27 protein-coding genes are annotated in these 23431 nt (G+C 40.5%); 23 read left to right on the forward strand and 4 right to left on the reverse strand.

All coding sequences use genetic code 11. The features are described from left to right. Positions 1–58 precede the first annotated feature (58 nt). Genes VIK44_RS01895 through panD form a run of 4 tightly spaced genes read left to right on the forward strand, consistent with a single transcriptional unit; the run spans position 59 to position 3020 of the window. A complete protein-coding gene (locus tag VIK44_RS01895; RefSeq protein WP_414637041.1) occupies positions 59–946 on the forward strand; it encodes a Rossmann-like and DUF2520 domain-containing protein in 888 nt (295 codons plus the stop codon). Continuing rightward, on the forward strand, positions 936–1772 hold the full coding sequence (gene panB, locus VIK44_RS01900) for a 3-methyl-2-oxobutanoate hydroxymethyltransferase (protein WP_331552154.1): 837 nt from the start codon (positions 936–938) through the stop codon (positions 1770–1772). Before VIK44_RS01895 ends, panB begins: the two co-directional genes overlap by 11 nt. A gap of 3 nt (positions 1773–1775) precedes the next feature. Then, positions 1776–2618 carry a pantoate--beta-alanine ligase gene (gene panC / locus VIK44_RS01905; protein ID WP_331552155.1) on the forward strand — a complete coding sequence of 281 codons (843 nt, stop codon included), beginning with the start codon at positions 1776–1778 and terminating at the stop codon, positions 2616–2618. An 18-nt stretch (positions 2619–2636) separates the two neighbouring features. Further along, positions 2637–3020 carry an aspartate 1-decarboxylase gene (gene panD / locus VIK44_RS01910; protein WP_331552156.1) on the forward strand — a complete coding sequence of 128 codons (384 nt, stop codon included), beginning with the start codon at positions 2637–2639 and terminating at the stop codon, positions 3018–3020. 89 nt (positions 3021–3109) lie between these two features. Here panD and VIK44_RS01915 read toward each other — a convergent pair whose 3' ends face one another. Together VIK44_RS01915 and VIK44_RS01920 are read right to left on the reverse strand one after the other, a co-directional pair. Further along, positions 3110–3580 carry a GyrI-like domain-containing protein gene (locus VIK44_RS01915; RefSeq protein WP_331552157.1) on the reverse strand — a complete coding sequence of 157 codons (471 nt, stop codon included), beginning with the start codon at positions 3578–3580 and terminating at the stop codon, positions 3110–3112. Positions 3581–3583: 3 nt separating this feature from the next. Beyond that, a complete protein-coding gene (locus VIK44_RS01920) occupies positions 3584–4306 on the reverse strand; it encodes an XRE family transcriptional regulator (RefSeq protein WP_331552158.1) in 723 nt (240 codons plus the stop codon). A 157-nt stretch (positions 4307–4463) separates the two neighbouring features. On the opposite strand from VIK44_RS01920, the gene VIK44_RS01925 reads away from it, so the two are divergent. Together VIK44_RS01925 and VIK44_RS01930 are read left to right on the forward strand one after the other, a co-directional pair. Beyond that, the gene (locus tag VIK44_RS01925; protein WP_331552159.1) at positions 4464–5741 is read left to right on the forward strand and encodes a DNA polymerase thumb domain-containing protein; all 1278 of its coding nucleotides are present in this window, start codon (positions 4464–4466) and stop codon (positions 5739–5741) included. A 9-nt stretch (positions 5742–5750) separates the two neighbouring features. Next, a complete protein-coding gene (locus VIK44_RS01930) occupies positions 5751–5996 on the forward strand; it encodes a hypothetical protein (RefSeq protein ID WP_331552160.1) in 246 nt (81 codons plus the stop codon). A 148-nt stretch (positions 5997–6144) separates the two neighbouring features. Here VIK44_RS01930 and VIK44_RS01935 read toward each other — a convergent pair whose 3' ends face one another. Both VIK44_RS01935 and VIK44_RS01940 read right to left on the reverse strand, forming a co-directional pair. Then, a complete protein-coding gene (locus VIK44_RS01935; protein WP_331552161.1) occupies positions 6145–7716 on the reverse strand; it encodes a carboxylesterase/lipase family protein in 1572 nt (523 codons plus the stop codon). A 43-nt stretch (positions 7717–7759) separates the two neighbouring features. Further along, positions 7760–9001: a nucleotidyltransferase gene (locus tag VIK44_RS01940; RefSeq protein WP_331552162.1), complete on the reverse strand. Its 1242-nt coding sequence runs from the start codon at positions 8999–9001 to the stop codon at positions 7760–7762. Between the two features lie 157 nt (positions 9002–9158). Here VIK44_RS01940 and VIK44_RS01945 point away from each other — a divergent pair, with 157 nt between their 5' ends. The 17 genes from VIK44_RS01945 to ylqF all read left to right on the forward strand — a co-directional run bounded on the left by VIK44_RS01945 (position 9159) and on the right by ylqF (position 23425). After that, on the forward strand, positions 9159–10349 hold the full coding sequence (locus VIK44_RS01945; RefSeq protein ID WP_331552164.1) for an acetate kinase: 1191 nt from the start codon (positions 9159–9161) through the stop codon (positions 10347–10349). 70 nt (positions 10350–10419) lie between these two features. After that, positions 10420–10878, forward strand: coding sequence for a YceD family protein (locus VIK44_RS01950; RefSeq protein WP_331552165.1), 459 nt, complete (start codon positions 10420–10422; stop codon positions 10876–10878). Between the two features lie 32 nt (positions 10879–10910). Further along, complete coding sequence (gene rpmF, locus VIK44_RS01955) at positions 10911–11090, forward strand: 50S ribosomal protein L32 (RefSeq protein ID WP_331552166.1); 180 nt, start codon at positions 10911–10913, stop codon at positions 11088–11090. 83 nt (positions 11091–11173) lie between these two features. Then, positions 11174–12169, forward strand: a complete 996-nt coding sequence (gene plsX / locus VIK44_RS01960) for a phosphate acyltransferase PlsX (protein ID WP_331552167.1) — start codon at positions 11174–11176, stop codon at positions 12167–12169. A 2-nt stretch (positions 12170–12171) separates the two neighbouring features. Next, the gene (gene acpP, locus VIK44_RS01965; protein ID WP_331552168.1) at positions 12172–12396 is read left to right on the forward strand and encodes an acyl carrier protein; all 225 of its coding nucleotides are present in this window, start codon (positions 12172–12174) and stop codon (positions 12394–12396) included. A 61-nt stretch (positions 12397–12457) separates the two neighbouring features. Beyond that, positions 12458–13120 carry a ribonuclease III gene (gene rnc / locus VIK44_RS01970; protein ID WP_331552169.1) on the forward strand — a complete coding sequence of 221 codons (663 nt, stop codon included), beginning with the start codon at positions 12458–12460 and terminating at the stop codon, positions 13118–13120. Between the two features lie 45 nt (positions 13121–13165). Next, positions 13166–16741 carry a chromosome segregation protein SMC gene (gene smc / locus VIK44_RS01975; protein ID WP_331552170.1) on the forward strand — a complete coding sequence of 1192 codons (3576 nt, stop codon included), beginning with the start codon at positions 13166–13168 and terminating at the stop codon, positions 16739–16741. Between the two features lie 267 nt (positions 16742–17008). After that, complete coding sequence (ftsY, locus tag VIK44_RS01980; RefSeq protein ID WP_331552171.1) at positions 17009–17923, forward strand: signal recognition particle-docking protein FtsY; 915 nt, start codon at positions 17009–17011, stop codon at positions 17921–17923. 78 nt (positions 17924–18001) lie between these two features. After that, a complete protein-coding gene (ylxM, locus tag VIK44_RS01985; protein ID WP_331552172.1) occupies positions 18002–18358 on the forward strand; it encodes a YlxM family DNA-binding protein in 357 nt (118 codons plus the stop codon). A gap of 10 nt (positions 18359–18368) precedes the next feature. Further along, positions 18369–19706 (forward strand): signal recognition particle protein, encoded by a 1338-nt coding sequence (gene ffh / locus VIK44_RS01990; protein WP_331552173.1) that lies wholly within the window; start codon positions 18369–18371, stop codon positions 19704–19706. 60 nt (positions 19707–19766) lie between these two features. Then, positions 19767–20012, forward strand: a complete 246-nt coding sequence (gene rpsP, locus VIK44_RS01995) for a 30S ribosomal protein S16 (RefSeq protein ID WP_331552174.1) — start codon at positions 19767–19769, stop codon at positions 20010–20012. A gap of 16 nt (positions 20013–20028) precedes the next feature. Beyond that, positions 20029–20259 carry a KH domain-containing protein gene (locus tag VIK44_RS02000; RefSeq protein WP_331552175.1) on the forward strand — a complete coding sequence of 77 codons (231 nt, stop codon included), beginning with the start codon at positions 20029–20031 and terminating at the stop codon, positions 20257–20259. A 57-nt stretch (positions 20260–20316) separates the two neighbouring features. Next, the gene (rimM, locus tag VIK44_RS02005) at positions 20317–20829 is read left to right on the forward strand and encodes a ribosome maturation factor RimM (protein ID WP_331552176.1); all 513 of its coding nucleotides are present in this window, start codon (positions 20317–20319) and stop codon (positions 20827–20829) included. Beyond that, complete coding sequence (trmD, locus tag VIK44_RS02010; protein WP_331552177.1) at positions 20826–21524, forward strand: tRNA (guanosine(37)-N1)-methyltransferase TrmD; 699 nt, start codon at positions 20826–20828, stop codon at positions 21522–21524. The genes rimM and trmD overlap by 4 nt, the downstream gene beginning before the upstream one ends. A gap of 92 nt (positions 21525–21616) precedes the next feature. After that, on the forward strand, positions 21617–21970 hold the full coding sequence (gene rplS / locus VIK44_RS02015; RefSeq protein ID WP_331552178.1) for a 50S ribosomal protein L19: 354 nt from the start codon (positions 21617–21619) through the stop codon (positions 21968–21970). A gap of 67 nt (positions 21971–22037) precedes the next feature. Next, complete coding sequence (lepB, locus tag VIK44_RS02020; protein WP_331552179.1) at positions 22038–22568, forward strand: signal peptidase I; 531 nt, start codon at positions 22038–22040, stop codon at positions 22566–22568. Continuing rightward, positions 22568–23425, forward strand: coding sequence for a ribosome biogenesis GTPase YlqF (gene ylqF / locus VIK44_RS02025; RefSeq protein ID WP_331552180.1), 858 nt, complete (start codon positions 22568–22570; stop codon positions 23423–23425). Before lepB ends, ylqF begins: the two co-directional genes overlap by 1 nt. Positions 23426–23431 lie beyond the last annotated feature (6 nt).

The raw sequence follows: 23431 nt of genomic DNA on the forward strand, positions 1-23431 counted from the left end.
TGTTTGTGAATTAAAAGATATGAAAAAGAAATTAATTAACAAAAACTGATTATTAAGGATGAGTAATATGAAAATTGGATTAATCGGTGCCGGAAAAGTCGGTACTTCTCTGGGAAACTATTTTAGTCAAAAGGGTTTATCGGTATCAGGGTACTACAGCAAAAGCAGCAGCTCTTCACTACGCTCAGCCAAACTCACCGGCTCATCTTTTTTTGAAGACCTGGATTCACTGCTTAAAGCAAGTGAGATCATTTTCATCACCACCGGGGATGATGCGATTGATGTTGTCGTTAATATTCTTCAAGAGTCACCCTACTTAAACAAAAATCATATACTCGTTCATACCAGTGGGGCTCTTTCATCGGATATCTTTGAGCCTATGGAAAAATTGGGGTGTGGTGTTTGCTCTCTTCATCCAATTATGACTTTTTCGGAAGTCACAACCCCTGTCAAAGACCTTGAGGTGACCAAATTTACGTTGGAAGGAAACACCAACGGTAAAGATGAAATTCAAAAGATTCTTAAAATAACAAACAATCAATTTTTTATCATTAACAAGGACAGTAAAATTTTGTACCACGCCGCGGCATGTGTCCTCTCAAATTACATGGTGACTTTAATCGATTCAGGATTTGAGATGTTAAAAAAATCAGGAATAGATCAAGATGAAATCTCCAATGCATTTCTGCCACTGATAACGGCTACCCTGAGCAATGTTCAAAAAATGGGCACTGTCAATGCCCTCACCGGTCCCATTGTTCGAGGGGATGAAAACACAATTTCCAAGCATATGGATGCTATTGAGAATACCATGCCCGAAATGCTTAGCTTTTATCAAACCATGGGAATTGCTACTTTAAACATGATCAAGGATAAGAGAATTGATTCAGTAAAATATCAAAAATTAATGAATATAGTTTTGAAAGGCGAAAAAAATGAAAAGTAAATTTACAGTGAGCTCTTTTTTAAAGGCCAAGGCAGACAATGAAAAAATAACCATGCTGACGGCCTACGATTATTCCATGGCAAAAATTGTCGATGGATCGGGAATTGACGCCATCCTTGTGGGAGATTCGCTTGGAATGGTGGTTCAGGGTTACGAGTCAACCCTTGAGGTTACCATGGACGACATGGTATACCACTGCAAAGCGGTTGCCAGAGGCACAGAAAATGCCTTAATTGTTGGCGATATGCCTTTTCTATCCTATCACATCAGTGAAGAGGAAGCCGTGAGAAATGCGGGAAGACTGATTCAGGAAGGGAAAGCCCATGCAGTAAAGCTTGAAGGGGGAGTGGATATGGCAGACAAAGTCAAAGCCATTGTTAAAGCCCAAATACCGGTAATGGGCCATATCGGTCTCACACCCCAGTCTGTCAATGTCTTTGGAGGTTTCAAGGTACAGGGAAAAGATAAGGCCCAGGCAGTGAGTGTGATTGACGACGCTGTAGCCCTTGAAAAGGCAGGAGCATTCGCAATCGTTCTTGAAGGAATTCCTGAAAAGCTCGCGAAATTAATCACTGAAAAGATTTCAATTCCTACCATTGGTATCGGCGCAGGGAGATACTGTGACGGACAGGTTCTTGTGATCCATGACCTCTTAGGTATGTACTCAGGACAGTCCCCTAAATTTTCCAAGCGTTATGCGGCTCTTAATGAAACCATCCAAGTTGCCATTGAGAATTACATAAGCGAAGTCAAGGATTTGAAATTCCCTGAAGAAAAACATACTTTTACCATTGACGATAAAATTATTGCAGAGCTCACGAAGTAACTTATGAAAACAGCAAAAACCGTTGACGAACTAAGAAACGAAATCAAAGTCTTTGGTGAAAATAAAACCATCGGCTTTGCACCCACCATGGGCTATCTTCATGAAGGGCATCTTTCTCTGATTAAAAGAGCTAAAACAGAAAATGACATTGTGGTGGTTAGTATTTTTGTTAATCCCACCCAGTTTGGTCCGGGAGAGGATTTTGAATCCTATCCAAGGGATTTTGAGAAGGATGCAGGACTTGCTGAGGCTGCCGGAGCGGATATCCTGTTTTTACCGGATGCAAAGGAAATATATCCAGTCGGTTCCGCTACGATTGTTGAGGTCGAAGGCCCAATTACAAAAAAACTTTGTGGCAGTTCAAGACCCACACATTTTAAAGGGGTGACCACCGTTGTGAACATTCTTTTAAATATTGTCAGTCCTGACAAGGCATACTTTGGGCAAAAAGATGCCCAGCAGGTTGCGGTTATTAAAAAAATGATTCGGGGCCTTCATATGCAGGTGGCAATCGTGACCTGCCCGATTATTCGGGAGGCTGACGGACTTGCACTGAGTTCCAGAAACGTTGGATTAAAAACGGAAGAAAGAGAACAAGCTCCTGTCTTAAGCAGAGCCTTGAATATTGCCAAAGATCTCTGGATTTCCGGGGAAAATGATGTTGCAACCTTAAAGACTGTCATAGCCAATGAAATCAATACCATGCCTCTGGCGGATATTGATTATGTGGACATACTCGATTATGAGACTCTTGCAGGAATTGAAAAAATTGATGCACCGGCTTTGGCAGCAGTAGCAGTGCGTTTTGGAAATACACGATTGATTGATAATATTATTCTAGAATAAATAGTAGGCGGGGATTAAATGTATATAACACTCTTTAAATCAAAACTTCATCGAGGAACCATTACAGAAGCGGATATAAACTATGTGGGGAGCATCACCATTGATGTTGAATTATTGGAAAAATCGGACATACTCCCTGGGGAAAGGGTTCAGGTCGTTAATGTCAATAACGGAGAAAGATTCGAAACTTATACCATTGAAGGGGAAAGAGGGAGCGGCGTCATTTGCGTTAATGGAGCCGCTGCCAGACTGGTCCAGATAGGGGACAAAGTCATTATTATCTCCTATGCCATGATGGACAGAAAAGAAGCCCTTGAGTTTAAACCCAAGGTGCTTATTCTCGATGATAAAAATAAAATAAAAATCATTAAGGATAAGGAAGTCCACGGTGAAATAGAGTAGAAACCTTACACAGCAAGGCTTGAAAACTTGAATCAACCAGACTGGTGGTAACAATCGTCGAAAACAAGTTCGCTACAGAATTTGTAAATTTAAATTCTTTTTTTTACCGGCATAACAATCTTAGTCAATAACTCAGTTTCAAGAAAGGAGGTATCGTTGTAATAATATTCATAAGCCGTTCCAATAGCTTCGAAACCATTTTTTTCAATCCACTTGGCCATTTCTCTGTAAAGTGGTTCCGTTTTACTGTAAGGACCTCGATTCATGGAAAAAACTATAAGGCCGGCGGGAATTGATCCGGCTTTAATATCACCTTTGCCGGGAAGGAGATTAGCCACAGGAAAACCGATTTCAACATCCAAATTCTGCATATCCATATTATGGTAAGCTACAAAAGGAACATCAGATAAAGTTTCATTGAGTTCATTAAGATAGATGCTCATTTTTCCATAACTTTCACCAATTAACTGGGGCAACTGATCCACACTTGTTTTGGTACGAATGGATATAGTAGGTTGCTCATTCTGTTTTAAAACCATAATGTTTGACATTTTTGCCATTTTTTATTCTCCTTTTCTTTTTTCATATTTTGACAGGACTTTTCCCGCGATACGAACATTGTCATATGCCCCTGGTAAAATTGGTTTGTATTTGGGATTAAATGAAATAAACTGATGATCCCGATATTGCTTAATATAACCTTCATCATTGATTACAATAATTCCCACATCGCCTTCTTCTAATAGAGATGCCGGTTGGATAAAAACAATGTCATTGTCATAATAAGCCGGTTCCATGCTGTCACCGGTGACTCGGATGGCAAATTTTGCTTCTGTGGGAATAAGCTCTGCAGAAAAGGGAGTGAATTCATATTGATGGGAATCAAGAAAACTTCCGATGCCGGCAGATGCCGGCAATAAATAAAGGGGGAGCTCCCTTATTTTCAGATGATTTTCTTTTATTTTGAAATGAATTTCATAATCGATTAAATTTTTAATATCTTTCTGAAAGAATGCTTTACCATCAGATGATAATTGACGAAATAAACCGATGATGCCGAATTCCTTTTCAGAAAAAAAAGGTTTTTCCCCATCCTGTAATGGTTCAAATTGAATACTATAATCGAAAGCCTCAACAACTGCTTTTAATGTTTCGTATTTTGGATTTTTGGTTTCACCGGAAAGAACTTTATGAACGGTTGGTAAAGGCACCCCGGATTTTTCAGATAATTGAGCAGCAGTCATTTTGGACTGCTTTTTTAATGCTCTGATTTGTTCGTTAATCATCGTATTTCACCTCTGCCTTTATTATAAGGTATTCATGACGAAAATTCAATGCAAAATAATCATAAATGATAAAATTCATTTTATTATATTGACAAATGATAACTAATGGGTGTAATATTGAGAAAAGTATCATTCATGGGTAGACGAAAGAGGCCATATGTTGTTAAAGAAGATGGAGAAAATGGATCGTGTTATTTTGCACAGCGACATGAATAGCTTTTATGCAAATGTTGAATGTTTATATCATCCGGAACTTCAAGGTTTGCCGGTGGCAGTGGGGGGAAATCCCGAAAATCGGCATGGGATCATTTTAGCTAAAAACCAGTTGGCAAAAGAAGCCCAGGTTAAAACCGGTGAGGCTTTGTGGGAAGCCAGGGTAAAATGCCCTAATTTAATTATAATTGAACCGAATTTTGAACGTTATCTTAAATTTGCAAAGATGGCACGAAAGATCTACTATCGGTACTCAGATTTGGTGGAACCGTTTGGATTGGACGAAGCCTGGATCGATGTGACAGGAAGTATTCACAGATACGGAACAGGGGAAGAAATTGCCGGAAAAATCAGCTGGTCGATTCAATCAGAACTGGGCTTAACGGTATCCATTGGGGTGTCCTGGAACAAAATATTTGCCAAATTTGGATCGGATTACAAAAAACCGGATGCTATTACGGTCATCACCAGGGAAAACTATCAGAGTATTGTCTGGAAAAGAGATGCCGGTGAACTGCTGTATGTTGGAAGATCAACCAGGAAAAAACTCATGAAATTTGGTATTTTCACCATTGGGGATCTTGCAAAAGCATCCCTGGATTTTCTCAAATGCCAATTGGGGAAAATGGGGGTTGTTTTATGGCATTTCGCCAATGGACTCGATGATAGTCCGGTTAAATGGTTTGATGAAAATTATAACGGCAATGAACGTATCATAAAAAGTATCGGAAACAGCACCACCACCCCACGGGATATTGAAAATATAAAGGATGTTAAACTGGTTATTTATATGCTGACCGAAAGTGTGGCAATGCGATTACGAGAAGCATGCTGTTTTTGTCAGACAGTGGCCATTCATATACGAACCAAAGAGTTAATCAGCTTTACACGACAGGCAAAATTAACAAAACCTTCGGATCTGACCAATGAAATTGCCGAAGCCGCCATTGAGTTATTCACTAAAAACTATGACTTCAGTTCCCCCATACGGTCTATGGGTGTTCGGGCATCGGATTTAGTTCCGGATAGCGTTCCCATTCAACTTGATTTATTTGGTTTTGAAGAAGACCGGGTACGTTTGGGGCGTTTAGATACAACCATTGATGGGATTCGAAAAAGATATGGCAATCATTCGGTACGAAGGGCAGTTACCATGGGAGATTCCATGAGTTCTCTGGATCCCAAAAAAGATAATATCATCCATCCATTGGGATATTTTTAGAGGTGAGTCATGAAAATAGAATACAAGAAAAAATATGTACAGGTCATTGCCAGATTTGAAGAAGATGGGCGTATCATACCGCTCCAGGTTCTTTGGGAGGATGGCCGGGTGTTTGAAATTGACAAGGTTTTAGATGCCCGGCCAGGGGTTTCGAGGAAAGTCGGGGGACAGGGAATACGCTATGTGTGTTGTATTTTAAATAAAGAAGTCTGCCTTTATTATGAAGAACCTCGATGGTATGTTGAAAGCAAGTGAAAAAAAGGGGCTACTTCAAAAAGCTGGTAAAGTGTCCGCTGATGCTGAGCATCCATTGATGAACCCTGGGTTGAACATCCAAAGAATGTCCGAACTCAAGAATGACAATGAACCCAGAAAAAACGGGCACTTCGTGAGATTTAAAATATTAAACTGATTCCTCATTACCGAACATGATCTTTTCTAAAAACGCCAAATCCTCTTGATAAGGCAAAGCTTTATTGGACAAATGGGTATCAAACACCATGATGTCCTTTTTTTCTGGGTCGAATTTTGGCCATAGCACCTGACCTTTGTATTCCTCTTTGAAATTGGGATTGCCTGTTTTAATAAAATTTACCCAGGAACTTTGCATAATCCAGGAAAGATTGCTGATTTTAGTGGCACGATGCTGGCCAATCCCATTTCCAAAAATAAAGGGAAGCTCCATGGCATGGGCCGTGTTTAAACCCACTATTTTCAGAATGGCAGGATCGTAATCAAAATTATAAAAAAACACATCTTCACCAAGGGAGGCATATTTTTTTGCCATCATGACCATGCCAACGACAAAAGCCGAATGGGTATAGATTTCCAGCATCCGTTCCAAAGGCGTGTGATCGTCGTCCACCGGAAAATGTTCCATGACAGCTGTGGCTTTTTCAGGACCAAAAATCTCAATACACAGCATTTTGTAAATTCCGAGGTTCGTGTGCCCCTTAATAAATAATGACGATTCATTGGTGTTATAACCCAAAAGAAGCTTTACAGGATTAATCTCAGCCTGGGCAAGGGCCTTAACAGGATCTTTGGGAAGCACCACCCCATCATAGACTGGCCAAAAGCAAAAGGCCTTTGGTGTAACAGATTGGTCGGATTTGACCATGGATACTGCAGCCAGAACATCCCCTGGAATCCGTCTTAGCTTATATAAATCCTCGGTGGTATCCCTGGTTCCAAATGTTTCACAAAGCAACTGGCCATTGGTCATGGACTTTTCTAAATCACCCCGATTATGGGGAGCAAAGCTTGCAATTGAGAAAATAGAGCCGCTTTCCACAATGGCCTGATGAAAAAGTCCTTTGGCCAGGGGAGAAAGCATCAGCCCTGTGACGCTAAAAGCTCCTGCTGATTCTCCGCCTAAAGTGACCTGTTCAGGGTCACCGCCAAAGGCTTCAATGTTTTCCTGAACCCAGCGAAGAGCCTGGATCTGATCCAATAACCCATAGTTTCCAGTGGTGCCGGCCTCTTCATAAAGACCATGGGTGGCAAGAAATCCCAGGGCACCCAGACGGTAGTTGATGGTGACCACCACCACACCTTCCTGGGCCATTCGAGTGCCATCGTACATCATTTCGGTACCGGATCCTGTGGCAAAGGCACCACCATGGATGAAAACATACACCGGATAACGTTCTTCCGGATTGGTGGCTGGGGTCCATACATTTAAGAAAAGACAATCTTCGCTTTTCCCTTCCATTTGATAAGTTCCCGGGCTATCGACTAAAATCCCGCCCATTTGCAGGGCGGTGTGTCCTGGTTTCAGGCAGTCCCGGAGATACTCCCAGGGAGGCATGGGCTCGGGAGCTTTAAATCGACGTTCCCTTAAAGGCGGCATGGCATAGGGAATGCCTTTATAGCTTGAAATCCCTTTGCGATACTGCCCTTTCACAGGACCGCAGGGAGGAGTGAGTTCCGGGTTTCTAGGGAGTTCAGTTTTATTATTTTTGTCGTTTGGCATGGTTTTCTCCTTTAAGAGTGAAATAGATTCTGAATGTTGCTTTTTAGAAAAGGATCGGGCTTTTGGTATAATCTTTGTGATACATATAGTCTTTTTCGTAAAAGAGATTATGTAAATCCGTGGCACGGATATCATAATAAAGCATTTCCCGCTGGGAAGGTGAGAGAAGACGTTCACCCCGGCTCAGATTCGTAAGGATAGGGATTTCACCTTGTTTTTTTATTTTCCGAAGGATAGCCTGGCCTTTGGGATTAAAGCCCAACACACGGAGATAGGGCGTAAAAGATGGGGATTGGAAACTTAATAGAACATTTTTATCCAGCTCTAAAATTCGGTTGCATAAAATTCGTCGAACCCGGGTTTTGGGAATGCGTTTGGAAATAATGGTATCCACCAGGGCATCCAGGGTTTTTTCTGTTTTTAAAGCATCCCTTATTTTATGCTCTAAACCCTCAGTGACATAAGGGGTGTTTTTCAGGTGCCCAACATTCCGTGAAAGAATAACCACTCTGAGTGCATTAAGGAAACGCTCATCTCCCTGGGAATGAACATTTTCCATGGATGTTAAAAGGGCCTCTATAGAATAAGGAAGATTATCTTCCAGAGTTAGCTTCGAATTTGAGTCCAAATGATTATTTTTTAAAGATTCTAAAAGTATTTTTCGGATTCCTGTGGCACTGAGGTAGTCTTTAGAGTCAAGACTGTGATAACCGGCACCCTGACGTTTAACAGTGATAGGAGTGATGGTACTATTGGCGATAATCAGTGTTTTAAGATATTCAATGGCCAAAATATTATTGGGTGTGGCGAGTAAGGTGCTGGTCTTTTGACCTAAAAGTGATCGAATCGCCTGTTCCCTGGCTTTTGGGAAAGAAACACCGGTTCCCAGGGCAATCGTTAGGAGACGCTTAAACTCAGGAGGCTCCTTGGCTAAAATTGCGGCCAGCGATTTTAAGGGTTCCAACTCACCGAGTTCTGAGCCGAAAGAAAGAAAATCACAGACCCCGGTGGCATTTAAGATTTTAACCCCGCCTCGGGCAAAAGCCTCGGCACTCTGACAGGCATAGCCAAATGGAAGCTCACAAACCAGGTCCACCCCGGAGGCTAAAGCCAGTTGGGTCCGCTCCCACTTATTGATAATGGCAAAATCCCCGCGCTGGGTGATACTTCCACTCATCAAAATCATGACACCATCAGCTTCGCAGATTTTTTTTGTCGTTTCAAGCTGCCAGGCATGTCCTTTGTGAAAAGGATTGTATTCAGTTATAATTCCAAGAATCTTCATAATACCCGCCCTTTTAAACTTAAATGACAAAAAAATATCAATTTCCAGAGATATTCCTGTAAATCTATAAAAAATAATAGAAATTTTATCATATTACTGGTATTATATAGAAGTTATGAAATGTAATCAATCAAAAATTAAAGGAGAGTAATTATTAATGAATGTACTTGTTATTAACTGCGGTAGTTCTTCACTCAAATATCAGCTACTTGATATGTCCACTGAGGAAGTTTTGGCAAAAGGTTTAGCAGAAAGAATCGGCAATGAAGGGGCAGTATTGACACATGAAGCTCCTGGTCAGGAAAAAGTAAAATTCGAAGAACCCATGGAAACACATAAAGAAGCCTTAAATATTTTAATGGCGGCTTTGGTTGATCCTAGTCATGGGGTGCTTAAATCCCTGGAAGAAATTTCAGCAATTGGACACAGAGTTCTCCATGCCGGAGAATACTATTCTGATTCTATTATTATTGATGCTGATGTCATTGAAAAAACGGAACTATGTAATGAAATGGGACCACTTCATAATCCCGCAAATCTTATTGGTATTCGCGCGTGTCAGGAATTATTGCCAAAGGTTCCACAGGTTGCTGTTTTTGATACGGCTTTTCATCAATCATTACCACCTGAAGCCTATATGTATGCACTTCCTTACGAAATATATGAAAAACATCATGTCAGAAAATACGGTTTTCATGGAACATCCCATAAATTTGTAAGTCTTGCTGCCGGAGATGTAATGGGTAAAGACATTAATGGCTTAAAGCTTATTTCCTGTCATTTGGGAAACGGTGCCAGCCTTTGTGCCATCAAGAATGGCAAAGCCATTGATACTTCCATGGGATTAACGCCACTTGCAGGTTTAGTAATGGGTACACGATGCGGCGATATCGATCCAGCCATTGTTCCTTTTTTAGTTAACAAAGGCTATGGCGTTGAAGAAATGGATACCATCATGAACAAAAAGTCAGGTATCCTGGGGGTTTCAGGGGTTAGTTCAGATTTCCGGGACGTTGAAGAAGCTGCTAATGGCGGCAACAAACGTGCCCAATTAGCCCTTGATATTTTCTACTACCGTGTTCGTATCACCATTGGTGCTTATGTTGCAGCCATGGACGGTGTCGATGGTATTATCTTTACCGCAGGTTTGGGTGAAAACTCCATAACCTCTCGTCAGATTATCTGCGATGGTTTAACCTACCTGGGTATCTCCTTAGATCCTGTTGCAAACAGCAAGCGTGGAGAAGCCATGATCATTTCAGATAAAAATTCTAAAACAACGGTTATGGTTATTCCAACCAATGAAGAATTAATGATTGCAAGAGACACACTTTCCTTAGTTAAATAACGTAAAGTATTTCACTTGACAAAATGGGCAATCGTCTATATAATGATGATTGCCCATTTGGAGTGATAAAATGAATTTTGAAATCAATAAGCTATTACAAGATGAAACAATCCCCTTTGAATTTACTCTGAAAAATGAGGATTTAAAAGACATTGAGGGAGAAATCGGGGAAGAAGGCGCTTTGGTTCGTGGAACCATCGAGAAATTGTCGCGGGGTAATTTTTTTGTGACATTAACGATGGAGATGACCATGATCTATCGCTGTGCCCGTTGCCTGGAACCAACCCCGGTAGATTGTAGCTATGCGTATTCGGAAACAATAACGGTTAAAGAGGATGAAGTTATTTTGAATCTTTTACCCATCGTTGAAGAATGCATTTATATTAATGAGCCTTATCGTATGTTATGTAGTGACGATTGCGCGGGTTTGTGTCCAAAATGTGGCAATAATTTAAATCACGAACAATGTAGTTGTGACAAAAACGGTGATTATGATCTCCGTTTTGAAGTGCTGAAAAAATTATTGTAAGTGATATGACTTTTATATAGGAGGTGTTAGTGATGGCTGTACCAAAGAGAAAAACTTCTAAATCTCGAAGAGATAAGAGAAGAACACATTATAAATTAACTGTACCAGGTATGAGTACTTGTCCAAAATGTGGTGAGATTAAATTGCCTCATCGTGTTTGCAAATCTTGTGGAACATACAAAGACGTTAGTGTCGTTAATATTGACGAATAACAGAGTTTATACTCTGTTTTTTCTCTATCCGGGATTAAATATTTCGGGATCAATGACATTTAATGAAAAAGGAAGGTGATTTTTTGAATATATTTCTGGACGCTATGGGTGGAGATCATGCCCCTTTCGAGATTGTCAAAGGAGCCATTGATGCGGTTAACGAATATGATATTGCATTAATCCTTGTCGGTCGAGAGGATGCCATAAAAACAGAACTTTCAAAATATACCTATCCCAAAGACAAGATTACCATTCTCCACGCCGAGACGGTTATCGAAAGTAGCGAAGAACCGGCAATGGCCATTCGTCGCAAAACCGATTCATCTCTGGTGGTTGCTCTTGAAGCAATGAAGACCAGGGAAAACGCAGTGCTCATTTCAGCAGGGAGCACCGGAGCCCTATTAGCTGGAGGACTCTTGAAGTTAGGCCGTATTAAAGGTATCAAACGTCCTGCCCTGGCAGCAACCCTGCCAAAAACAGGAGGCGTTTTTTTACTCATTGATACAGGGGCAAACTCCGATTGCAAACCTGAATATCTGGAGCAATTTGCCCAGTTGGGGAAAATTTATTCTGAAAATGTATTGGGTAAGACCAACCCAAAAGTTGGCCTTATAAATATTGGCGTTGAAGCAAAAAAAGGAAACAGCCTTGTAAAAGCAGCTTATGAGCTGCTGGATGCTGGTAACTTTAATTTTTTGGGCAATGTGGAAGCGCGGGATATTCCAGAAACAGAAGCAGATATTCTGGTTTGTGATGGTTTTACAGGTAATATTGTTTTAAAGCTTACCGAAGGGGTTGTAGAATACCTGTTAAAGGGGATTAAGACCTCAATTATGAGCAATTTCAAAGGAAAAATCGGGGGTCTTTTGATAAAGAGTAACCTGAAAAGCTTTAAAAAGCAGTTTGATTATGCAGAGTATGGCGGCGCACCATTTTTAGGGGTTAAGGGTGGTATCATCAAAGCTCATGGCAGCAGCAATGCATTCGCCATTAAAAATGCAGTGCGTCAAAGCATTAAGTTTATTGAAAATGATGTTTTAGAAAAAATTAGCGAAAACGCGAAAAATATGGAGGCCTAATCATGGATGAACGATTATTGAAAATAAGAGAAATTATTGCTGAACAGCTTGATATTGATCTTGAGGATATTACCCTCGAAACTTCCATCATTGATGATCTCAAAGCTGATTCATTGGACGTTGTTGAGCTGGTTATGGCATTTGAAGATGAATTTGAAATTAAGATTGACGATGATGTTCTGGAAAAAATCCAGACGGTTGAAGATGTCTTAGATGCAATATCTTAAATACAAATAAACGGTGCCGCTGAATTTTGGCGGCACTACCTTTTTGAGGAGGTGGTATAAAGTGACGATTGAAGAGAAAATTAAGTATTCTTTCAAAAAAAAAGAGCTTTTAAAAATTGCATTAACACACAGCTCTCATTCTGGGAATGCTGAAAACAATGAGCGCCTGGAATTCTTGGGGGATGCAGTATTGGAACTGATTATCAGTGGGTATTTATATGAATCCCACAAATTATCAGAAGGAAAGATGACGAAAATCCGTTCCAATATTGTATGTGCCGAGTCTCTTTCAAAAGCAGCCTATGATCTTTATTTAGGAGATCATATACTTCTTGGAAAAGGGGAGATTGTTACCGGCGGGAGACGACGGAAATCGAATTTAGCCAATGCTTTTGAGGCGATCATAGGGGCAGTATTTCTTGACAGTGATTTTGAAACGACCCGAGAAATGGTGCTTCGTCTTTTGAATAATAATATTCAGTTGGCGTTATCCGGAGCTTTGGTCAAGGATCATAAAACAGAGTTACAGGAACATATCCAAAAGAACAGTGATAACGTCATTGAATATGTTCTGGAAAAATCCGAAGGACCGGAGCATAATAAAACCTTTTTCATAGATTTGCTTCTTAATAGGGATTGTGTCAGCAAAGGCATTGGCAAGAGCAAAAAAGAAGGGGAACAGGATGCGGCGAAAAACTACATGCTTGAAACTCTGAAAAAGTGAAAAATGACAAGAACAGCGGTTTGAAATAGAAAGAGAGGTGGGGGTTTGTACTTAAAAAAATTACATATATCAGGCTTTAAGTCTTTTGCAGACCCTGTAAGCCTTGAATTCTCCCAGGGAATCTCGGCCATTGTTGGCCCCAATGGCAGTGGGAAAAGCAATATTACCGACGCCATCAAATGGGTCCTGGGAGAGCAAAGCATTAAATCCCTACGTGGGAAAAAAATGGAAGACGTTATTTTCTCAGGAACCGATAAAAAATCAGCCACCGGCTATGCCGAGGTTGTGCTTGTAATGGACAATGGTGACGGTTCTCTGGCAGACTATCCCCAGGAAGTTGCCATTTCCCGGAAACTTTTTCGTTCCGGGGAAAGTGATTATGCCATTAATAAAAAAAGCTGTAAGCTTAAGGAAGTTCATAGCATTTTCATGGATACCGGCCTTGGAAAAAATGGTTATTCTCTCATTAGTCAAGGGGGAATTGAAAACATCATTGCCAGTTCTCCGAGTGAGCTTCGCAGTATTTTTGAAGAAGCTGTCGGAATTGTGTCTTATAAAACAAAAAAAATTGAAGCAGAGAAGAAGCTTGAGCAAACTCAGAATCATTTAGACCGTTTACGGGATATTATGGTTGAAATTGAAAAACAATTAGGGCCACTGAAAAATCAGTCCCGGAAGGCTAAAACCTGGTTGACGCTCCATGAAGAGCTGAAAACCGTGGATTTAGTCGTTTTTTATGAGAAGATGACCTTCGCTTTAAAGGAAATGACCCATCTTCAACTGGACTTTAAACGCCAATTAGGGCTTTGTGAATCTGATGAAAAAAGCATTGAAGAAAAGGATGGGTTATACCAGAAGCTCACCATCCAAAATCGGGAATTAGAATTTTTGGTAGACACCGGGAAAAGAACCCTGTCCACCCTGAGAGCTGATTTTGATCAGGCTCAACAAGAAGACATCAGGAGCAAAAGCCGGTTTGAGGCCAATGTCATCACTCAGGAACGTTTGGTTAAGGATTTGTCCGGTCTTGAAATCGAAATCACAGAAAATCAGGAAAAGATTGCTGATTTAAAGCGAAAGGCAGAACAAAAGAAAAATGCTTTAAGCCGGCATCAGGAGAAAAAAGATAAGCTGGAGGCGACTCTTAATAACCTTCTTTTAGAAGAGCAAAACGAAAAAGAACGTGAGTTGGCTCAGCATGCCTCGATTATTTCCAACCAATCCCAACGTGAAGTTTTAGAAGAAAAGCTTCTTAATCTGAGAACAGGAATTCAGGAAACAAAAACTGAAGCAGACTTTGTTTCTAAGCGATTATCGGGTTTAACACAAGACCAGACTTTAAGTGTTGAGAGCATAAAAGATTTAAAAGCAAAAGCCCTAAAGCTAGGTGAGGAAAAATCAACACTGGAAGCCAGGTATCAAAAGCTTCTTGAAGTTTTAAACGAAGCCACAATCAGTCAGAAAGATCTGCTTGGCCAATGTCATACACTTTCAAATAATATGAAGGTAAACGCCTCTAAGACAGAGTATCTGAAAAATGTTCAAAAAAATTATCAGGATTATTTTCCGGCGATTCGCAAATTAATGACCTCTGAAAAAATCCTGGGAGAAGCCATTCATCAGGTTTATGGACCGGTAGGAGAGCTTATTTCCATGGACAGTCGTTTTACCCAGGCCATTGACATAGCATTGGGTGGAAAAAGTCAGAACATTGTGGTGGCAAACGTTAAAACCGCCAGTGATTGCATTAATCTCCTAAAATCGCAACATCTCGGGCGAGCCACCTTTTTACCTCTTGATAACCTGCGTTATTCCCTTATTGATTCGAGAATACGATCCCAGATCCAAGGGTTAACCGGATTTGAAGGCATTGCCAGTGAACTTGTAAAAACCTCTGAAGCCTATCGTAAAGCTATTGACAGTCTCCTGGGAAGAACCATTGTGGCCAGGGACTTTACGGCAGGAAAAGAGATTCAAAAAAATCTCCAGGGAAAATTCACAGTGGTGACCTTAGAAGGTGAAATTTTTTATCCCGGTGGAGCCATTGTTGGCGGACAAAAAAAAGATAGCCGACAATCCCCATTATTTAAAAAGGTGGAAATTCAAAATCTTGAAAAAGAAATGATTCAGCAGAAAGAACTTCTTGAAAAGCTTCATAAGCAGGAACAATCTAAAACTCTGACATTGTCAAATTACCGTGACGAACTAAAAGAACTTGAAGTTAACATTAACCTCTGCAAACAGAAACGTTGGGAAAATAATAAACAAGCCGAAGAACTGGTTCATAAAAGAACAGAAAATGATCAGGTTATTGATGATCTGAATGAAAAAGGAAGGTTCTTGTCTCAGGAGTATGATCTTCTTTCAGAAAAGCTGGGTGAAGCCGAAAAATCCCATGCTATTGTCAAACAACCGGTTAAGGAGGCCCAGGCACCTGGAGCAGTTGTTGATGATATCCGGCTTCAATTGGATGCACTTAGAGGGAAAATGTCCGAGATCCAAATGGAAATCACCCAGCTTAATGGTGAAATCAACGGCTTTGACCAGCAAATTCATTTAATTGATGAACAGCTTAACCGTCAACGCGAAAGAAAAATGGTGTTGGAAAGAGAAATTTCCCAGTATGAGAAACAATCCCTGGAGCTAATAGAGCGTCAAAAATCTTTGAAAACAGAAACCATCAAACTCAGCGCGGAGTTAGAGGCGCATCACGATAAAAGCAAAACGGCTATTGAGCAGCAAAAAGAAAATGCCAGACGACTCGAAAAACTTCGGGAGGAAATCAAAACCTTTAATCATGATTTAATCGTCCACAATGACGAAAAAAATAAGTTGGAAAACAAAATAAGCAGTCTTCAAATTAACATGGATCATTGGGAAGAAGCGATTTATACGGGTTATGAGCTGAATTACCTTATGGTTGAGGATGTCTATGAAGATCTGGTGGCTAAAAAAGATCGGGAAGGTCTGGATTTATCCGAGGAACGCCAAAGAGAACTCAAGGGGAAGATCACCTCCCTGGGAAATGTAAATCTCAGCGCCATTGAGGATTACACAGAGATTGTTGAGCGTCATGCTTTTATGAAAGACCAGATAGACGATCTACAGGCAGGCAAACGCGAACTCCTTGATATTATTAACACCTTGTATGATGCCATGACGGATCAGTTTAAGGAAAAGTTTATCATCCTCCAGGAAAAGTTCACCCGGATCTTTGGGATTCTTTTTGAAGGTGGCCGAGCCTATCTGGAATTTACGGATCCTACCGGAATTTTAGAAGGCGGCATTGAACTGGTGGCTCAGCCGCCGGGAAAACGGCTTCGCCATATTTCGCTCCTTTCCGGAGGAGAAAAATCCATGGTGGCCATTGCCCTGCTGTTCTCTTTTTTAGAAATTAATCCCTCGCCTTTTTGTGTTATTGATGAAATTGATGCTGCCCTGGATGATCATAACATTTATCGCTATATCAGTTATTTAAAAAAAATAGCAGTGAACAACCAATTCATTACCATTACCCATCGGCAAAAAACCCTGGAGGTTTGCGATAATCTCTATGGCGTATCGATGTCAGGGGATGGTGTTTCCCAATTAGTATCCGTACGATTGTCGGATTATATCTAAAGAACCGTGAGCTTCGCGGTCTGTTTTCGCGAAGGCAACGAGCCAATCACAAGCTCGCTTGTAGTTGGCGACTGCCCGTGAACCATAAGAAATTCGCAAAGCGATTTCTTATGGTTACATGAAACAATTTTTCCACTATACGTCGTACAGTTCGTTGAACTGTTCGCCTATACGTTATAAAATCGTTTATGAAAACTGACACCAAAGCAATTCACGGTTGTGTTTACGAATTTTGAAATTATTGAAAAGAAATAATGGAGGAAAGAAATGGAAGAACCAACGAAATTAAGTTTATATGAGCGAATGAAAAACAAGCTCATTAAGACGAAAGATAACTTCAAAGAAAAAATTGAAAATGTAATGTATATGGGGAAGTTCGATGATGACTTTTTTGAAGAATTGGAAGAAACTCTGATTCTTTCAGATCTCGGAGCTGAGACTTCCATGAAGATCACCGAACAACTCCGAAAAAAAATCATCGAAACCCGTTCAAAAACCAAGGAAGAGGTCATGGGGCATCTCAAAGATATTTTAACCGATATGGTGAGTGTTGAAGAAAAACCCAAAACAACGCCGATGATTATGCTGGTAGTCGGTGTTAATGGTGTTGGAAAAACCACCACCATCGCCAAGCTGGCAAGCCGTTATAAAAGCGAAGGTAAAAAAGTCATGGTTGCAGCAGCGGATACCTTCCGGGCAGCCGCTACCGAGCAGCTTGAAGAATGGTCAAAACGGGTGGGAGTCGAAATTATAAAAAGCACCAAAGGCGCCGATCCCAGCTCAGTGGTTTTTGATGCCATTGGCGCGGCCAGAGCCAGAAAAATAGACATATTAATGTGTGACACCGCAGGAAGGCTGCATAACAAAGTCAACCTAATGAAGGAACTGGAGAAAATCAGTCGGATTGTGAACCGTGAGGGAGATGGCTTTAATATCCATAACCTGATGATTTTAGACGCTACTACCGGACAGAACGCCCTTAACCAGGCTAAGGTCTTTCACGAGTGTGTTGACATCAGCGGCATTGTTCTGACCAAGCTGGATGGGACTTCCAAAGGAGGGATTGCACTTTCCATTATTGATGAAATGCAAATCCCCATTGAATACATTGGAATCGGTGAAAAATCAGAGGATCTCATTGAATTTGACCCCCGAAAATTTGTTGATCTCTTATTTGAATAAAAGCTTGACAATTACGGTCTCAGGACTTACAATAATGAAGTCGTCAAGTAATATTCCTTTACGACATTGAAGGTGTTTATGGAAAAAAAAGTTGATGAACAATTTTTATTTGATTTCTATGGCGAGCTTTTAACAGAAAAGCAAAAGCAGATTTTAGACTATTATTATAATGAGGACTACAGTCTTGCTGAAATAGCTGGCGTCATGTCAGTGACCCGTCAGGGTATCTTTGATGTTATTAAGCGCTCAAAGGCCATGATGGAAGCCTATGAAGAAAAACTGGGTCTTGTGGAAAAGTTTTTGAAAGCCCAAATTATTTTTGAAGACATTCAAAAGAATCTGGTTGATCTGACAAAAGGCATAAAAGACCTGGAGCTAAAATCTGAACTGAACTCGGTGATAGAAAAGCTGAAAAAAGTCAGCGACGAAAACTAGAGGTGAAATCATGATCTTTGAAGGATTAAATGAAAAATTTCAAAATATATTTTCCCAGCTCAAACGCAAGGGAAAACTTAATGAAAAGGATATTCAAGCCGCCAGCCGAGAAATAAAACTTGCGTTGCTGGAAGCCGATGTTAACTTTAAAGTGGTTAAGCAGTTTACAAAAAAAATTAGTGAACGAGCGGTTGGACAGGAAGTTTTAAACAGCCTGACACCAGGACAACAATTCATTAAAATTGTGAACGACGAAATGACCAGTCTCCTTGGTGGAGAAATTGAGCGTATGGACTTTATTGATGGTCGCCGGAATGTTTTTATGATGGTAGGTCTTCAAGGCGCTGGTAAAACAACCACTGCTGGTAAGATTGCCAATCTTCTGCGCCGAGAAAAAAAATTCAAGCCACTATTGGTTGCCTGTGATGTATATCGTCCGGCGGCCATTAAACAGCTTGAGATCCTTGGAGAAGAATTAGACATTGATGTTTATTCGGAACATGATGTTAAGGATCCCGTGGGTATTGCAAAACGCGGATTAGAAAAAGCCGAGGAAGGTCACTACGATTTAGTGATTTTTGATACTGCCGGCCGGCTTCAAATAGACGAAGCCCTTATGGAAGAACTGGTTAACATAAAAAAAGCCATTACACCGACTGAAATCCTATTAACCGTTGATGCAATGACAGGGCAGGAATCTGTAAATGTTGCCAATGAATTCAATCGACTCCTGGAAATAACCGGAGTGATTCTAACAAAGCTTGATGGGGATACCCGAGGTGGGGCAGCATTGTCCATTACATACACCACCGGGAAATCCATTAAATATATTGGTACCGGTGAAAAACTCACCGATATCGAACTTTTCTACCCAGATCGAATGGCCTCCCGTATTTTAGGGATGGGTGATGTTCTTTCCTTCATTGATAAAGCTCAGAGCATGATGGATGAAGAAACATCAAAGAAGCTGGAAGAAAAAATTAGAACCCAGGAATTTGATCTCAATGATTTTTTGGAGCAGATTAAGCAGATTGAGGGTATGGGTTCGATGGACAGCCTTTTGGAAATGATCCCGGGTGCCAATAAAAAAGCCTTGAAAAATGTGGATTTATCCGGAGCTGATACCAAAAAAACAGAAGCCATTATTTTGTCCATGACAAAGGAAGAACGCCATAAGCCAGGTATGATTAATGCCGGTCGCCGTAAGCGTATTGCCCTTGGAAGTGGTACAAAGGTAGCAGATGTGAACCGTCTTTTAAAAGGATTTGAACAATCAAAGAAGATGATGAAGCAAATGTCCAATCCGAATCTTGCTAAAAAAGGTCGCATGAAGTTACCTTTTATGTAAAATGTTATTTATGACAATTTGTCATTAGATAAAAGAAGTTTAAGAAAGGGGGAAATAAACATGGCAGTTAAAATCAGATTAAAAAGAATGGGTAAGAAGAAAAAACCTTTTTATAGAATCGTTGTTGCTGATGCACGTGCACCAAGAGATGGTAAGTTCATCGAAGAAATTGGGTACTACGATCCTTGCGTTGATCCATCACTTGTAAAAGTAGACGGAGAAAGAGCAAAAGCGTGGTTAGCCAACGGAGCAAAACCAACAGATACCGTTAAGTATTTGTTAAAGAGAGAAAGCGTAATCGAGTAGTATCAGGAGGTAAGTGATGAAAGAACTTGTAGAAATTATTGCAAAGGCTCTGGTTGATCATCCCGATGAAGTTTCTGTCCAGGAAGTTGAAGGCGATCAATCCATAACTTTGGAATTAAAGGTTGCCAACGATGACATGGGCAAGGTCATTGGAAGGCAGGGTCGAATCGCAAAAGCAATTCGTACCGTCATAAAAGCCGCTGCCACGAAAGAAGATAAGCGCGTCATGTTGGAGATTGTCCAATAATTGAGGCATTGGGCTGTGTAAACAGCTCTTTTTTTTATGTATTAGCAGGAGAAGAAAATGAAAAATGATAACATCATGATTATCGGGAGGATTCTTGGGGTTCATGGAATTAAAGGGGAAATCAAAGTATTGCCTCTCACTGATGACCCTGAGCGTTTTTTTGATTTAGAAACCATAAAAATATCAAAAGACAAAAACTGGGTGGATTACACCATTACCGGACAACGTCTTCATAAAAATAATGTCATAATATATTTAGAAGGTATAAAAACACGCAATGATGCTGAAGCCTTAATGGGTCAACTTATTGCCATTGACCGGGAACTGGCAGTAGCTCTTAGTGAAGATGAGTACTTTATTGAGGATCTCCTTGGGTTCACCGTTTATAATGGCGATGAAATTCTGGGAAAACTCACTGATATTATGCAAACGGGTGGTATTGATGTCTACATCATTACCGGTGGAAAGAAAACCTATTGCATCCCGGCACGAAAAATTTATTTTGAAGACTTTAACCTTGAAGAACACCAAATTAAGGCGAACATTCCCCAGGAAATATTGGAGCTATGAAATACTATTTCCTGACCTTATTCCCGGAAATTTTTCATGCCTATTTCCAGTCTGGGATGATGAGTCGTGGCGTAGAAAAGGGACTCATTGATTATGAAGTTTTAAACATACGGGATTTTTCGCAGGATAAGCACCATCAAGTGGATGACGCCCCTTTTGGCGGCGGCGCGGGTATGGTCATGACAGCACCTCCCATTGTTAATGCCCTTAAAAGCATTGAAAACTATGAATCTTTTCCGGTGATCTATTTAACCCCCAGTGGAAAGCCCTTTGTACAGGAAGACAGTATGATTTTAGCAGAAAAACCGGGGATCATTTTTATTTGCGGTCACTATGAAGGCATTGATCAACGGGTCATTGACCACTATGTCACCAGTGAATTTTCAGTAGGTGATTACGTCCTTACCGGAGGTGAGCTTCCAGCCTTAACCCTGGCTGATTGTATTGCACGGCATCTCCCTGATTTTTTAGGAAACAGTAAAAGCCTGGAGGAAGAGTCCTTTGAATCAAACCTTCTGGAATACCCGCACTATACCAGACCCCGGGAATTCGAAGGGTCATTGGTTCCTGAAGTTCTCTTATCTGGAAATCATAAAGTCATAGAAACATGGCGCCTGACGAAGGCAGAAGAAAAAACTAAAAATAATCGCCCGGATTTATTCAAGAATCATGAAAAAAGCTTGCGTAAAAAATAAAGCCGGTGTATAATACCATGGTATGTTAATAAAGGAGACGGTCCTCTGCACAAGATGCACGAACGTCAAAATTCAATTTTAAGGAGAAACAAATGGACATTATTAAGAAGATTCAATTAGAAAATATGAAGGCAGTGACGCCAAAGTTTAATGTTGGAGATACTGTTAAAGTACATGTTAAAGTTATTGAAGGTAAGCGCGAAAGAATTCAGATTTTTGAAGGCATCGTCCTTAAAAGACAAAATGGCGGTGTTGGCGAAACCTTTACTGTCCGTAAACTTTCCTCAGGTGTTGGGGTTGAAAGAACTTTCCCGGTACATTCACCAAAAATCGAAGATGTTGAAATTGTAAGACATGGTAAAGTACGACGTGCTAAGTTATTTTATCTTCGAGAACGTATTGGAAAAGCAGCTAAAGTTAGAGAACGAAAAGAGAAAAGATCATAATACCAAGCGTAATTCAGAGGCTTTCAAGCCTCTTTTTTGGTTATATTAAAGTGAGGACGTGAAAGAAATGAAGGGCGATCGAGAACGCAGCGGCAGCTTGGAACTTAGAGAATGGCTTCAATCAGCGATTATTGCCATTATTCTTGCATTTATTATCAAAATGTTTTTATTCGATTTTGTCATGGTTCAAGGCAGTTCCATGATTCCGACCCTTGAAAATGGGGATCGGCTCATTATCAATAAAATCGGTTATACCATTGGCGAACCCAACTATGAGGATATCGTGATTCTAAGCTACAGCAAAGATGTGGAATATGTTAAACGTGTCATTGGAAAAGGCGGAGACACTGTAGAAATTAAAGACCAGGTTGTCTACCTTAATGATCAGGTGCTATCCGAGGATTATATCAGCCCTGAGCCTTACGATGATTTTGCCAAGGTTACCGTCCCTGCAGGCACCTATTTTGTCATGGGGGATAACCGGGCGAACAGCTCTGATAGTCGCTACGCAAGCCTGGGGTTCGTTGAGAAGAGTGCCATTGATGGAAAAGTGATTTTTAGAATTTGGCCGCTTAATACCATAGGAATGGTGAACTAATGTCTGGTGAGAAAATTGAATATATCCAATGGTACCCCGGGCACATGGCCAAGGCTAAACGAGAAATTAAAGAGAAGCTAAAACTTATCAATGTTGTCATTGAAGTCGTGGATGCACGTTTGCCTATTTCAAGTAAGAACCCGGATATAAACGAGTACACCTGGAATAAACAACACATTCTTTTAATGAATAAAGCCGATTTGGCAGACCCAAAGGTAAGCGAAGCCTGGATGGATTGGTTTAAAGATAATACCGATATCCAACATGTCATGCTTTATAATGCCTTTGATCGACGTCTGAAATCAGAACTCATCAAACTCATTCATTCTTTGAATGTAAAAAATAAGTTTCAGATGAAGTGTCTGGTTTGCGGGATTCCAAATGCCGGAAAATCGACGGTTATTAATAGTCTCATAGGTAAAAAGAAAACACAAATAGGAAACAAGCCCGGTGTTACGAAAGGCCAGCAATGGTTAAGTACTCCGGATAATTTAATGCTCCTGGATACTCCGGGGATTTTATGGCCTAAGTTTGACGATCCCAAGGTAGGCCTTCATTTGGCCTGGTTGGGATCCATTAAAGATACCATTTATGAAAAAGAAAACATAGCGGCAGATCTTCTGAAATATCTGATTAATTATTATCCCAAAGAATTAGAAATTATGTATAAAATTACCCTGGACAACAAAAATATTGTTGAGGTCTATGATGCCATTGCAAAAAGCCGTGGTCTGCTTATAAAAGGTGGGGAATATGATTATTCCCGAACTAGTGAGCTGATTCTGAATGATTTTAAAAATGGCCGGATTGGTCGAATCACCCTTGAACGACCAACGAATAAAACGTTTATGGAGTAATAAACC

This window comes from Acetobacterium sp. (assembly GCF_036508315.1).
Lineage (GTDB): Bacteria > Bacillota > Clostridia > Eubacteriales > Eubacteriaceae > Acetobacterium.

Bases quoted from the DNA above. Each gene is read 5' to 3' on its own strand.
- ylqF (WP_331552180.1), top strand. From the start codon at position 22,568: ATGTCTGGTGAGAAAATTGAATATATCCAATGGTACCCCGGGCACATG.
- VIK44_RS01915 (WP_331552157.1), bottom strand. From the start codon at position 3,580: ATGGCAAAAATGTCAAACATTATGGTTTTAAAACAGAATGAGCAACCT.
- VIK44_RS01895 (WP_414637041.1), top strand. From the start codon at position 59: ATGAGTAATATGAAAATTGGATTAATCGGTGCCGGAAAAGTCGGTACT.
- ffh (WP_331552173.1), top strand. From the start codon at position 18,369: ATGATCTTTGAAGGATTAAATGAAAAATTTCAAAATATATTTTCCCAG.
- acpP (WP_331552168.1), top strand. From the start codon at position 12,172: ATGGATGAACGATTATTGAAAATAAGAGAAATTATTGCTGAACAGCTT.
- VIK44_RS02000 (WP_331552175.1), top strand. From the start codon at position 20,029: ATGAAAGAACTTGTAGAAATTATTGCAAAGGCTCTGGTTGATCATCCC.
- panC (WP_331552155.1), top strand. From the start codon at position 1,776: ATGAAAACAGCAAAAACCGTTGACGAACTAAGAAACGAAATCAAAGTC.
- VIK44_RS01925 (WP_331552159.1), top strand. From the start codon at position 4,464: ATGTTGTTAAAGAAGATGGAGAAAATGGATCGTGTTATTTTGCACAGC.
- rplS (WP_331552178.1), top strand. From the start codon at position 21,617: ATGGACATTATTAAGAAGATTCAATTAGAAAATATGAAGGCAGTGACG.
- VIK44_RS01935 (WP_331552161.1), bottom strand. From the start codon at position 7,716: ATGCCAAACGACAAAAATAATAAAACTGAACTCCCTAGAAACCCGGAA.
- VIK44_RS01950 (WP_331552165.1), top strand. From the start codon at position 10,420: ATGAATTTTGAAATCAATAAGCTATTACAAGATGAAACAATCCCCTTT.
- rpmF (WP_331552166.1), top strand. From the start codon at position 10,911: ATGGCTGTACCAAAGAGAAAAACTTCTAAATCTCGAAGAGATAAGAGA.
- VIK44_RS01930 (WP_331552160.1), top strand. From the start codon at position 5,751: ATGAAAATAGAATACAAGAAAAAATATGTACAGGTCATTGCCAGATTT.
- VIK44_RS01920 (WP_331552158.1), bottom strand. From the start codon at position 4,306: ATGATTAACGAACAAATCAGAGCATTAAAAAAGCAGTCCAAAATGACT.
- lepB (WP_331552179.1), top strand. From the start codon at position 22,038: ATGAAGGGCGATCGAGAACGCAGCGGCAGCTTGGAACTTAGAGAATGG.
- trmD (WP_331552177.1), top strand. From the start codon at position 20,826: ATGAAATACTATTTCCTGACCTTATTCCCGGAAATTTTTCATGCCTAT.
- ftsY (WP_331552171.1), top strand. From the start codon at position 17,009: ATGGAAGAACCAACGAAATTAAGTTTATATGAGCGAATGAAAAACAAG.
- panD (WP_331552156.1), top strand. From the start codon at position 2,637: ATGTATATAACACTCTTTAAATCAAAACTTCATCGAGGAACCATTACA.
- panB (WP_331552154.1), top strand. From the start codon at position 936: ATGAAAAGTAAATTTACAGTGAGCTCTTTTTTAAAGGCCAAGGCAGAC.
- VIK44_RS01940 (WP_331552162.1), bottom strand. From the start codon at position 9,001: ATGAAGATTCTTGGAATTATAACTGAATACAATCCTTTTCACAAAGGA.
- VIK44_RS01945 (WP_331552164.1), top strand. From the start codon at position 9,159: ATGAATGTACTTGTTATTAACTGCGGTAGTTCTTCACTCAAATATCAG.
- rimM (WP_331552176.1), top strand. From the start codon at position 20,317: ATGAAAAATGATAACATCATGATTATCGGGAGGATTCTTGGGGTTCAT.
- ylxM (WP_331552172.1), top strand. From the start codon at position 18,002: ATGGAAAAAAAAGTTGATGAACAATTTTTATTTGATTTCTATGGCGAG.
- rpsP (WP_331552174.1), top strand. From the start codon at position 19,767: ATGGCAGTTAAAATCAGATTAAAAAGAATGGGTAAGAAGAAAAAACCT.